Annotated in this window: 14 protein-coding genes; 4 read left to right on the plus strand and 10 right to left on the minus strand. The window is 53.5% G+C overall.

All coding sequences use genetic code 11. The annotated features are described in order from the left end of the window. Positions 1 to 28: 28 nt before the first annotated feature. The 5 genes from ACI7RC_RS22735 to ACI7RC_RS22755 form a co-directional block, all read right to left on the minus strand. Positions 29 to 1,474, minus strand: a complete 1,446-nt coding sequence (locus ACI7RC_RS22735) for a sensor histidine kinase (protein WP_408110472.1) — start codon at positions 1,472 to 1,474, stop codon at positions 29 to 31. Further along, positions 1,474 to 2,169: a response regulator transcription factor gene (locus ACI7RC_RS22740; RefSeq protein ID WP_408110473.1), complete on the minus strand. Its 696-nt coding sequence runs from the start codon at positions 2,167 to 2,169 to the stop codon at positions 1,474 to 1,476. Before ACI7RC_RS22740 ends, ACI7RC_RS22735 begins: the two co-directional genes overlap by 1 nt. 201 nt (positions 2,170 to 2,370) lie before the next feature. Then, positions 2,371 to 2,811: a CoA-binding protein gene (locus ACI7RC_RS22745; protein ID WP_408110474.1), complete on the minus strand. Its 441-nt coding sequence runs from the start codon at positions 2,809 to 2,811 to the stop codon at positions 2,371 to 2,373. Between the two features lie 12 nt (positions 2,812 to 2,823). Then, positions 2,824 to 4,320: a leucyl aminopeptidase gene (locus tag ACI7RC_RS22750; RefSeq protein ID WP_408110475.1), complete on the minus strand. Its 1,497-nt coding sequence runs from the start codon at positions 4,318 to 4,320 to the stop codon at positions 2,824 to 2,826. Positions 4,321 to 4,345: 25 nt separating this feature from the next. Continuing rightward, the gene (locus tag ACI7RC_RS22755) at positions 4,346 to 4,732 is read right to left on the minus strand and encodes a DUF309 domain-containing protein (RefSeq protein WP_408110476.1); all 387 of its coding nucleotides are present in this window, start codon (positions 4,730 to 4,732) and stop codon (positions 4,346 to 4,348) included. Positions 4,733 to 4,907: 175 nt separating this feature from the next. On the opposite strand from ACI7RC_RS22755, the gene ACI7RC_RS22760 reads away from it, so the two are divergent. Together ACI7RC_RS22760 and ACI7RC_RS22765 are read left to right on the plus strand one after the other, a co-directional pair. After that, positions 4,908 to 5,387: a divergent PAP2 family protein gene (locus ACI7RC_RS22760; protein ID WP_408110477.1), complete on the plus strand. Its 480-nt coding sequence runs from the start codon at positions 4,908 to 4,910 to the stop codon at positions 5,385 to 5,387. 22 nt (positions 5,388 to 5,409) lie between these two features. Continuing rightward, positions 5,410 to 6,198, plus strand: a complete 789-nt coding sequence (locus ACI7RC_RS22765) for a cobalamin-binding protein (protein ID WP_408110478.1) — start codon at positions 5,410 to 5,412, stop codon at positions 6,196 to 6,198. A gap of 53 nt (positions 6,199 to 6,251) precedes the next feature. Here the strand turns inward: ACI7RC_RS22765 and ACI7RC_RS22770 are convergent, their stop codons facing one another. The 4 genes from ACI7RC_RS22770 to ACI7RC_RS22785 all read right to left on the minus strand — a co-directional run bounded on the left by ACI7RC_RS22770 (position 6,252) and on the right by ACI7RC_RS22785 (position 9,117). Next, positions 6,252 to 6,869: a 3D domain-containing protein gene (locus ACI7RC_RS22770; RefSeq protein WP_408110479.1), complete on the minus strand. Its 618-nt coding sequence runs from the start codon at positions 6,867 to 6,869 to the stop codon at positions 6,252 to 6,254. A 120-nt stretch (positions 6,870 to 6,989) separates the two neighbouring features. Further along, a complete protein-coding gene (locus tag ACI7RC_RS22775; RefSeq protein ID WP_408110480.1) occupies positions 6,990 to 7,250 on the minus strand; it encodes a YuiB family protein in 261 nt (86 codons plus the stop codon). A 123-nt stretch (positions 7,251 to 7,373) separates the two neighbouring features. Next, the gene (locus ACI7RC_RS22780; protein ID WP_408110481.1) at positions 7,374 to 7,850 is read right to left on the minus strand and encodes an NUDIX domain-containing protein; all 477 of its coding nucleotides are present in this window, start codon (positions 7,848 to 7,850) and stop codon (positions 7,374 to 7,376) included. A gap of 76 nt (positions 7,851 to 7,926) precedes the next feature. Beyond that, a complete protein-coding gene (locus ACI7RC_RS22785) occupies positions 7,927 to 9,117 on the minus strand; it encodes an NAD(P)/FAD-dependent oxidoreductase (protein ID WP_408110482.1) in 1,191 nt (396 codons plus the stop codon). A 348-nt stretch (positions 9,118 to 9,465) separates the two neighbouring features. On the opposite strand from ACI7RC_RS22785, the gene ACI7RC_RS22790 reads away from it, so the two are divergent. Together ACI7RC_RS22790 and ACI7RC_RS22795 are read left to right on the plus strand one after the other, a co-directional pair. Next, positions 9,466 to 10,473: an NAD(P)/FAD-dependent oxidoreductase gene (locus ACI7RC_RS22790; RefSeq protein WP_408110483.1), complete on the plus strand. Its 1,008-nt coding sequence runs from the start codon at positions 9,466 to 9,468 to the stop codon at positions 10,471 to 10,473. A 57-nt stretch (positions 10,474 to 10,530) separates the two neighbouring features. After that, on the plus strand, positions 10,531 to 10,884 hold the full coding sequence (locus ACI7RC_RS22795) for a hypothetical protein (protein WP_408110484.1): 354 nt from the start codon (positions 10,531 to 10,533) through the stop codon (positions 10,882 to 10,884). Here ACI7RC_RS22795 and ACI7RC_RS22800 read toward each other — a convergent pair. Then, complete coding sequence (locus ACI7RC_RS22800) at positions 10,874 to 11,269, minus strand: hotdog domain-containing protein (RefSeq protein ID WP_408110485.1); 396 nt, start codon at positions 11,267 to 11,269, stop codon at positions 10,874 to 10,876. The genes ACI7RC_RS22795 and ACI7RC_RS22800 overlap by 11 nt on opposite strands. Positions 11,270 to 11,404 lie beyond the last annotated feature (135 nt).

The following is an 11,404-nucleotide window of genomic DNA, read 5'->3' on the forward strand; positions in this document are numbered from 1 at the left end:
AATGAAATATGATCAAAGTGTGTCCCTCTCAGCCTCGCGCTTGTACTCCCTCCACCGTTGGCAGGCGGACTGTAAAGACGCTCCCTCTGCCCGCTTCGCTCTCCACTGTGATGGTGCCGTTGTGCAGCTCGACCAACTCCTTGACAATCGCCAGGCCAAGCCCTGTGCCCTTGTTTTTCTTGGATCGGCCGCGGTCCACCTTAAAGAATCGCTCCCAGATACGCTGCAAGTCGTTTTCGGCAATCCCGATTCCGGTATCGGCGACGGACAGCTTGACCCACTGGCCCTCCGCCTCGGCAGCAAGCGTCACTGATCCATTGTCCGTAAATTTAATCGCATTTTTTACCAAATTCTTCAAAATTTGCTCTACCCTGTCCTTATCTGCAAGCACTTTCGGCAGGTGCTCTGCGACCTCCACCTCGATCGCGGTCCCCTTTTCAGCCGCTTCGGGGCAAAAGGTAAACGTCACTTTCTCGATCAGATCCGCCAGATCAACGGGGTATTTGGCCAGGGTGATTTCATTGTTCTCCAGCTTCATCAGGTCCATCAGGTCGTCAACGAGCCGGTTTACCTGCATGGTTTCCGAATACAGCACCGCGTAGTATTTCTGCCGCGCTTCCTCATTTTCGACCAACCCGTCCTGCAAGGCTTCCAAAAAACCTTGCATCGCGGTCAACGGCGTCCGCAGCTCATGCGAGACATTGGCCAAGAAATCATTTCGCACCTGTTCCAGATGCCGCCGCTCCTGTTCAACCTTCTCCAGCTTTTCCGCAAGGGTGTTGATCGTCGCGGCCAAATCGCTGATTTCGTCTGCCGTATCCACGACGACCCGCTCCGCATAGTTGCCCCGGCCAATCTCGGCCGCTGTCCGTTCAATTTTTTGCAGCGGCCGGGAGATGGACCACGACAGATAGGATACCATCGCTGTCGAAAGAATGATCCCAAAGAGGGTGGCCCACAAGATCGTCTCCCGCATATGGGCAAATGTACGCTCAATTCCTTCGATGGGAGCGTGCAGGATAATTCCCCCGTAGATGTGATCCCCTTCACCCCAGGGCACGGAAACAGAGAGCATCGGGTCTTTCAATCCCTCGATCTGCAGCTCCGACACCGCTTCTTTCCCCTTCAGAACCTGACTCGCGATCGATACCGCCACCGACTTCCCCGTCAATACCTCATCCTTCATCGAGGTCGCCACTATTTTTCCGTCCTGGTTGAACAGCCAGATCCGCGTATCGAAAGATTCATCGAGAAAAACCAACGTATTTAGCAAACTCTCGGTTACTTCGTCGCTTCCCTTGATCGCCGCGTTCACTTTTTTCGCCATCCGCAGCAATTCTTCTTGCTTTTCGCCGTAGATGTACTCCTTGGCGAAAAAGGACATGAGAATGCCGGAAAGCCCCAAACCGACGAGCACCGTTATCAGGAAGCTGAACAGCAAGCGGCGAAAGATACTCTTGGACAATCCCAGCATCACTCATCCACCCCAAATTTGTAGCCGATTCCCCAAACAGTGTGGATGCAATCGTACGGCAGGCTGCCCAGCCGCTGTCTGACCTTCTTGACGTGCACGTCGATCGTCCGGACATCGCCAAAATAGTCGTAACCCCATATCTGTTCCAACAATTGCTCGCGGGAAAACACAGTTCCCGGCGATTTTGCCATATGGACGAGCAAGTCAAATTCTTTCGGGCGAAAGTTCACCTTTTCCCCCGAAACCACTACTTCCCGCTTGTCGATGTCGATCAAGAGCTGGTCAAAGGAAAGCATACTGACCGCATTCTCTTCCGGCTTTTCTCTCGGCTGCATCCGGCGCAGGATCGCTCTCACACGCGCCACCAGCTCGCGCGGGCTAAACGGTTTCGTCACGTAGTCGTCTGCCCCCAGCTCAAGACCGAGCACCCGGTCGAACTCTTCCTCCTTGGCCGTCAACATAATGATGGGCGTTTCCCATTTTTTGCGAATCTCTCGGCATGCCTCAAAGCCGTCCATCTGCGGCATCATCACATCGAGGATGATCACATCCGGAGCTTCCGCCTCGATCAGCTCCAGTGCTGCCTTGCCGTCTTGCGCAACTACCAAATCGATCTGATGTTTGGAAAAGTACAGTCGGATGATTTCACACACATTTGGATCGTCATCAGCTACTAACACCTTGGTTGGGTTCACAGCCAACAACCCCCTTCCTCTCGAGCAATCTCCCTCTTTCAGCTAGCAAGTTCTCATGTATTTTATCTATTCGTCTAACGCGTTACAGGCAAAGTCCCAGGTACGAGTCTTGATTGATTTTTTACTGTCAATTTTAACATACTATTGAGGCAGATGGGGTTCCTAAAAAAAACTGCCGCCCGCAGGCAGCAGTTCTGCTGTTTACTTTGCTTTTTTAGGGACTAACAAGGCGTGATCCACCTTGATGCAGCGATCCATCACGACTTCTATTCCCTGTTCGCCGGCCAGAGCGGCCGCCGCTTCGTTGACGACCCCCTCCTGCAGCCACAGCACCTTTGGCTTGGGATCCATTCGTACGGCATCCTCAGCTACAGGCATGACCACTTCGCTGCGCCGGAAAACATCGACGATATCCACCGGCTCTGTGATCTCCAATAGAGACGCATGTACTTTCTCTCCCAAGACAGTTTGTCCGGCAATGACGGGATTGACCGGAATGATCCGGTATCCGGCGTGCTGCAGGGCCTGGGCGATCATGTAGCTGGTGCGCTCCGGATTGTCGGAACAGCCCACCACCGCAATTACTTTTGCCTCCTCCAGCATTTCACGGCGTCTTTGGTTATCGGGATTTTGAAACGGCATAGAGATTCCTCCTCATGATTTGCTTCTATTGAGTACAAATTGGGCTACCGTTCTGGCCATGGATCCGGTGGCGCCGGCCGGAGCCAAGTCGGTTTCCGTAGTCAGATATGCTGTGCCGGCATTGTCCAGGTGGACCCAAGGGGTGTCCTCCGCAAACTTTTGCAGGAAGACCGCACCGATGATCGCGTGTCCATAGCGTCCGCCGGAATTTTTCAGATCCGCCACCCTGCTTTTGTTCAATTCGTGGTACTCCTCGAAGGTCGGCAGCTGCCACAGGCGCTCACCCGCTCGTTCGGCGCTGGCCAGCACTTCCCCGACCAACTGCTGGTCGTTGCCCATCGCACCGGAGCAGACGGTTCCCAGCGCCACGACAACGCCGCCGGTGAGCGTGGCGCAATCGATCAGGCAGCTGACTCCCTCCTGACGGGCATACGTGATGCAATCCGCCAGCACGAGACGCCCCTCGGCATCCGTGGTGATGATCTCCACGGTTTTGCCGCTCATCGTGGTAATCACATCGCCCGGCTTGTACGCGGTTCCGGACGGCATGTTTTCGACGCATCCCACCACCAGCATGACGTTGACCTTCGGCTGCAGCCGGCCGATCGCCTCCAGGGCACCGATCATCGCCGCGGCACCGCCCATGTCCGACTTCATCTCTTCCATGCCGGCGACCGGTTTGATAGAGATACCCCCCGTGTCAAAAGTTACCCCTTTGCCGACCAAACCGATCACGTCATCCCAGGTCTCCCTTCCCTGGTACTTGACGGTGACGACGTAAGCCGGTTCCGCGCTGCCCTGGGCGACGGCGAGCACCCCGCCCATCCCCAGCACTTTTAATTTGGCCAGATCCATCACTTCATAGGGCATGCCGTACCGCTCGGCCACTTCCACGATCGCATCCTTCAGCGTCCCCGGCGTAAGGTAGTTCCCCGGCATGTTGGTCAGGTCGCGGGCCAGGTTCGTCCCAGCCGACAGCGCCTCCCCCGTGCGAACTCCCTGGGCGGCTAGCGGCAGAGATTCCGGCTCGACAAGCAGGCAAACTTTATGTATCGGAGAATTTGATTCCGGCTGCTGCCGATAACCGTGGTAGCGGTAGCTTGCCAGACAGAATGCTTCCGTGACGGCGTGGGCGAGCCGCTCTGCCGACACCGCTCCCCTGTCCTCCACGTATACGGCCACCGTCTTCCCTTCGCCCCGGTCACAAACCGCTTTGACCGCACGGGCTGCAGCCTCCCTGATACCGGCAAAAGAGAGCGATTCCGGCTCGCCCAGCCCGACAAAAACCAGCCTCTTCGCAGCGATTTTCCCAAACGTGTGGACGACAGTCACTCGTTTGCGCTCCCCGGAAAGCTCCCCTTGTTCGAACAGTTTGCCCAGGCCGCCGTCCAAGCTTTGATCAAGTGCCGCCAAGTCGCCCGCCAACGTCTGATCGGCGTAGATTCCGATGACGAAATCGTCGCACTCCAGCGCCGCCAGGTCCGGCTGTTTTGCCATAACCTCAATCATATTTTGACGCTCCTTTCGCATTGATTTATTCGTGTGTTTGCTCCTCCAGGCAGAGCTTGCGATACGGAAATGGAATGCTTTTTGCTTCCTGATATGGTATTCTGTCAACCGGGGGCAAAACGGCAAGGCATTCCTCCAGGTAGCCAAGCACCCGCTCAACATCGAGATCCCAAAAACGCGGGCTGTACCGCGAGAGGTACTTCGCCGCATTGCCAAACATGAAACGCGCTCCCTTTATGTTGCCACATTCAAAATGATAAATCCCGACGGCAAGCTGGAGCAGGCCTTGTAAAAATTTATTGCTCTTATCCTCCATCCAGATTTCTTCCAAGAGGTCGTGGCATTCGTAATATTCACCTTGATTAAACTTGGAAAAGAATTGATAATATTGATCCGGATAAGATTTTTTCATACGCCTGTTCCTTCCCTTTCGTCCCATTACATATTATCATAAAATACAGGAGCGACAGACGATTCTCGGCAGCCTAGCCGGATCGCAGCTCATCTGATGTAACGGATGATTCTTTGGCTCGTCTGTTACACTAAAGACATTCATGCTTTGCTTGAGAAAGGAACGATTGCTTCACATGGCCAGCATTTTTGATAATTTCCCCTTATGGGCTTCGCTTGTTGCCATTGCCATTGCTCAATTTGTAAAAATTCCTCTGCAATTTATCGCGACAAAAACCTGGCAGTGGCCGCTTCTCTTCAGTACGGGCGGCATGCCCAGCTCCCACTCCTCGGCAGTGACTGCGCTCTCTACCGCCGTAGGATTGAGAGAGGGTTTTTCCAGCAACATCTTCGCTATATCCGCTATCCTTGGAATTATCGTGATGTTTGATGCCGCAGGTGTTCGCCGCCACGCTGGCATGCAGGCAGTCGTGTTGAACAGACTGGTTGACGAATTCAACCATTTATTGGAAGGTATGCGGACGTTTAGAGTAAAACAGAATCGCGAAAAAGCCAAGAAGCTCAAGGAATTGCTCGGACACCAACCGATTGAGGTGTTTATGGGCGCCTGGCTGGGCATCCTGGTGGCGCTTCTGATGTATCCATTATATCAGTAAAGCACGAAAGGGGGATTCATTTGTGCGAATCGTTTCCATATGCCCAAGCAATACGGAAATTCTGTACTACCTGGGCCTGGGGGAGCAGGTTGTCGGCTTGGATGACCACTCCGACTGGCCTGCCGAGTGGCAGCATCTGCCGCGCGTCGGTCCCGACCTGACGATAGACATGGACAAGGTGGAAGAACTTCGCCCAGATATGGTCATCGCCTCGCTCAGCGTGCCGGGAATGGAAAAAAACGTGGAGCAGCTGGTCCGGCGGAAGATTCCGCACATTGTACTGAACCCTGCTGGCATAGGCGACATCCCCGACAACATCCGGCTCGTTGGGCAGGTTGCCGGTGTCGAAGCGAAGGCCGAACAGCTGGCCAGCCAATTTTCCGAACAAATCGCAGCCATTCGTCAGGTCACGGCGGGTGCCGCGAGACGTCCCAAGCTCTTTTGGGAGTGGTGGCCCAATCCCCTGTACACGCCGGGGAGGGACAATTGGCTGACCGACGTCAGTGAAATCGCCGGAGCAGATAATATTTTTGCCGATTTTGCCACGGATAATGTAAAAGCTACGCTCGAAATGGTGCGCGAGCGCAACCCCGACCACATCTGCGTCGTCTGGTGCGGGATCGAATTGAAGCGAATCAAGCCGTCGATGATCACCGACCGACCGGAGTGGAAAGAAGTAGCGGCTATCGTGCACGGCCAGGTTCACCTGCTGGAAGAAGGGCTGTACTGCCGGCCGTCTCCGCGGCTGCTGGAAGGGCTGAGGAATTTGGTCAGACTGATCCATCCCGAATTGTCCGCCAAGCTCGCCTGAAATTGCGCACAAAAATAACCAGCTGTCACCGTGCAGGTAACAGCTGGTTTTCGCTATTCTTGCTCCACAGGGCGGGCCATGGCTGCAATCCCTTTTTCATGCAAGGCTTGCAGCATCGGCTCGGTAAGCTTTCCCTCGCCTTTTTGCACCAGGTACACATCTACCGTCTTTTTGCCCCACTGGCTGAAAACATCTTTGGTCGTTTCAAAATACAGGTCGATCTTGTTGCCGCGGATCGCTCCTCCCTTATCGGCAACGACACCAAACCCGTAACCGGGTATGTACAAAATCGTGCCAATCGGAAACACCCGAAGGTCAGCCGCTATCGTCGAGTACTTGTCGCGGCGAACCTTTACCCCTGAGTACGTGATGCCGTATGCGGGATGTGACGGTTTTTTTCCTGTCGATTCATATCCCGCCGTATAGCCTGTCGCTACTACCTGAATCTTTGGATACTGGCTCAGGATCAGCCCCTCTGCTTCCTCTGTCCGGTTTGCCGGCTGATAAGAACTGGCCGACACCGTGCGCTTTTTCACGACTTGAGAACCCATGCGTGTCTGCTTTATTCCATATTGATCATGTACGCCTAATTCTGTGAATCCGAAAGAAGCAAATCCAGTCAAAGCAACGATAAAAGCGGTCATTACGCTAATACCCAGCTTCCAGTTCATGCTTCATGAACCTCCTCTCGTCTCTAGTAATGTCCAGAAACGAGGGATATATACATCATTTGATAGAATGAAAAAAAGAGAGTCGCTAGAGCGCCTCTCCGATTTTACTAGAATTCCCTGTTAAAACATGCGGTATCCTTTTTTTCGCAGCGTTTGGATCGTCCATCCGCTTACCACGGAACCCGCGATGCCAAACGCCAGAATGACGATGTCCACAAGGCCGGGAACAATCTTATTGTAGACCAATGCCCCGATGATGACGCCAAGAGCGATGACCACCGGCAGCCAGGTCGTCCGCAAAATCATATTTATGATAAAACCGATTCCGAATGCCAAAACGGTAAACAACACAATCGATACGAGAAACTGCAAAATGTTCATTTTGCCTGACCAACCTCCGAATGTTAAGTTCTCTCCACGATTAGTGTAACGAAAAGTACTTAAGCGGTCAACGAAGGCGGGGACGAACTGCCGCTCTATATGTGTCAACTGTGTGTCAAAAACCTATGAAAATATTTTGTAGTCGGTATAGCCAAACACCGGATCAATCGGATACCTTTTCCCTTGCAGAAAGAGGGGCATATGCGGGATTTGGGGCAGTATAATTCGCAAGTATTGCGTCGCCAGCGGATTGGTACTCAGCTCGGCGATCGGCATAAATTGGGCCGTTTCAATCTCCCCTGGCTGCGGCCGCGGCGTGCCGCTGACGTAATCCATCAGGAATATCACCATGTTGTCACTGATTTCCTCCCGTATGACGCCCGTTCGAATGGCCACCACCTGCCGAATTTTAGCCTCGATGCCCGTCTCTTCCCGCACTTCGCGGACAGCAGCCTGATCGACCGTTTCGCCCGGAGCGACAAATCCCGCGGGAAATGACCATTTCCCTTTCATGCCGCCGTACGCTTTCTTGACAACCAGCGCCTCGTCCCCTTTCACGACGATGCCGGCAGCCGCCAGCCAGACTTTTGATTCACGCATACAATCCCTCCTTCGCCAGATACAAAACCACCTCGGGAAGCTTCCCGGGGTGGCTGTCTACAAGTTTCGGTCTCGTTTACAGTTTTACTTTCGAGATCGCAAGGCCGACGCCGCCGATTTTGTACAGGTAGCGCAGGTCGCTCGCTTTTTTCATCAGGGCAGCACTGGAGCCGAACAGCTTCTTGGAGCCGACTACGCCGATGCCTTCTCCTTTGCCCAGGGAAGCCAGCGTACCTTGCAGCGCCGGTACGAACGGCTTTAACTCGGCTTTGCGCAGCAGGCTAGCCAGGTTCTCTCCGCAGTTTTCTCCCTCTTGAACAGCGATTTGCGCTGTAGGCGGATAAGGGCGGCCTTGATCGTTGAAGATCAGGGCGCAGTCGCCGACGACAAATACGTTGTCGTAGCCGGGAGCGCGTAGGAATTCATCTACCTTGATCCGTCCGCGCATGACCTCGAAGCCGGACTTCTCTACTACTTCGTTGCCGCGAACGCCGCCGGTCCAGACGACAGTGCCGGCTTTGATCTCTTCGCCGTCACCCAAGACGATCCCTTCCGGCGTGCACTGCTTGATCGGCGTGCCCAGTCTGAACTCGATCCCTTTGCGAGTCAGGACTTCCATCGCGTAATCAACCAGATCCTTGTCAAAGCCAGGAAGTGCAGTCGGTGCCGCTTCCACGTTGTAAATCTTTACAAGATTCGGGTCTACATCGAACTCTTTGCACAGCTCAGGAACACGGTCAGCCAGTTCACCGCAGAACTCGGTTCCGGAGAAGCCCGCCCCGCCGACGACGATCGTCAGGTAGTCTGTGCGATGCGGTTCACTGTTGTACGAAGCAAATTTGTACTCGATATGTTCGCGAATCTGGCGGACAGAGTTGATGCTGCGAATGCTGAATGCGTATTCTCTCAGACCTTCGATGCCGAACGTTTCCGGCGCGCTGCCGAGGCCGATGACCAAGTAGTCGTAAGAAAGCTCCTGTCCGTCTTCCAGGGTTACCGTCTGGTTCTCCGTTTGGATGCTCTTTACGACACCTTTGACGAATTTGGTCTTGTTTTTGTCGATAATCCGGCCAAGATCCACCCGCGCGTGATCAGCAGGCGCCGTGCCGGCAGCCGGCTCGTGCAGCCAGGTTGTGATGTAGTGATAGTCGTGCTTGTTGACCAGTGTTACTTCCGCTTCATTGTAGTTCAATTTCTTTTCCAGCTGCAACGCTGTCAGAATTCCGCCGTACCCTGCACCGAGAATTAAAATTTTCGGCGTGCTCATGTTGTATCCCTTCCATTCCTTTTACTTTTTCATTCCGTCTGTTTGGCCCTTTTCACTAAGCTTGGTATGATTACGTTGCCCATTTGGACAAAAGGATAAAGATAACAACTATTGCCGATAAAAATGTGAAAAAATGCACAAACATCGACAGAAATAATTCACAAACTTTTCATTTCACATCTATCATAGAAGCAATTGATGTTTTTTGCAAGTGATATTTTGCACAAGTTAAAACGTTTTCGCTCGATTCGCATTATTTTGAAACGCGCTTTCTTTCTTGAATCAGGATGTTTATAATAGGAAGGGTGCAAACAACATTATTGACTTTGTGTTCGGAGGTGCTGGGCATTGAGTATTCTCAAAAAAGACGAGCAAGTATACGACATTACGATTATCGGGGGCGGACCTGCCGGCTTGTTCACTGCGTTTTACGGCGGAATGCGCCAAGCCAGCGTTAAAATGATCGAAAGCATGCCGCAGCTGGGCGGACAGCTTGCCGCACTCTACCCGGAAAAATTCATTTACGATGTCGCCGGCTTTCCCAAAGTAAGAGCACAGGAACTGGTAGAGGGCTTGAAACAGCAGATTGCTCATTTTAATCCGACCATTTGTCTTGAAGAGAAAGTTGAGAATGTTGCGAAACGTGAAGATAATGTTTTTGAGATTACGACCGACAAAGGCATCCACTTCGCCAAAGCGGTCATCATTACCGCCGGTGTTGGCGCCTTCGAAGCACGCAAGCTGGAGCATCCCGATGCCGCCAAGTATGAAAAGAGCAATTTGCACTACTTTGTGACCGATCTGAACTCGTTCAAAGACCAAAAGGTCCTGATCATGGGTGGAGGCGACTCCGCTGTCGACTGGGCTTTGATGCTGGAGCCGATCGCAGCGGAAGTCACTTTGATCCACCGCCGCGAAAAGTTCCGCGCCCACGAACACAGCGTAGAAAACTTGATGGCGTCCCGGGTCAACGTCTTAACCCCCTACGAGATCACGACACTGGAAGGCGACGAGCAAATTCGCCGCGTGACGATCCAAAACAACACGACCAAAGAAGAAAAAACTCTTGATGTGGATGCGGTGATCGTCAACTTCGGCTTCGTCTCCTCCCTGGGCCCGATCAAAAACTGGGGGCTGCAGCTGGAAAAGGGCGCCATCGTCGTCAACACGAAAATGGAGACAAGCATTCCCGGCATCTACGCAGCAGGCGACATCGCCACCTATCCGGGGAAAGTCAAATTGATCGCAGTCGGCTTTGGTGAAGCTCCTACGGCGGTTAATAACGCAATGGGCTACATCAATCCGGATGCGAAGCTTCAGCCGGGCCATTCCTCCAGCATGGATTTCGGCAAGTGAGAATATGCCCTACCGGCAGGAAACGCCCGGCAGTCATCTGCTTCGGGCGTTATTTGTTTGGTAATTGCATACAAAGCCAGGGACTGGCACAGCCTAACAGACAAACTGACGAAAGAGGTGGATGTGGCGATGGACTCCCTGTGCCCCGTGTGCAACGGTTTTACGGACATGCAGGCTACCTGTCCGGCCTGCAATCAAATGATTCAGGATGCCGGCAAGCTCTCCGATTTGTACGGGAAATACAGCCCGTATCGCCCGATCGATGCGCTCAAACAGACAAACGGCATCGCCCATGATCTCGCCGACCGCACCTGTGTTCACGTCGGATGGTGTCCCGCTTGCCGCGAAGAGTTTATATACCACGTCGGAGAATGGACCGGCGTTGACCCCTCCTGGCACGCTATCGAGTAGACTGTTCCTCCCCGGGTTGCTTGATCACCCCCGAAAAAGACCCCTCCATGACTTTCTCGCCATCCTGGTTGCAACATGCAAACACGGCGGCGATCCTGATCTTCGCCGTTTGCCGCTCATACTGGGTAATGGTCGCTTCACACCGTATCACATCGCCCGTATAGACCGGACGCAGGAAGGTAAACTCCATGTTCCGGGCGAGAACGTTGAGATCGCCGCCCAGCTTCGTCGGCAGTGTAGCCGTGAGCAGTCCCTGGACAACCAAACGGCCGCGATCGTCCGGGATCGCATGATGTACCCCCCAATCTCCCGAGAGTTCGGAAAAGTTTTTTACATCGCTGGGTGTAAAGCTCCTTTCCCAGGAAATGACATCTCCTGCTTTCATCCCTCTCCCCCTTTCAGGACATTCACCAAAAAAAATTCCCCGGCTGTGCGTCTTGGTGCACAAACCGAGGAGGTTTACTCTGCCTGTATTCTTAGCATTCGCTCGGCTGCCCGGCTTCTTCCCTGGTGCGGAAAG

Origin of the sequence: Brevibacillus sp. B_LB10_24 (assembly GCF_046036945.1) — a bacterium.
GTDB lineage: Bacteria > Bacillota > Bacilli > Brevibacillales > Brevibacillaceae > Brevibacillus_C.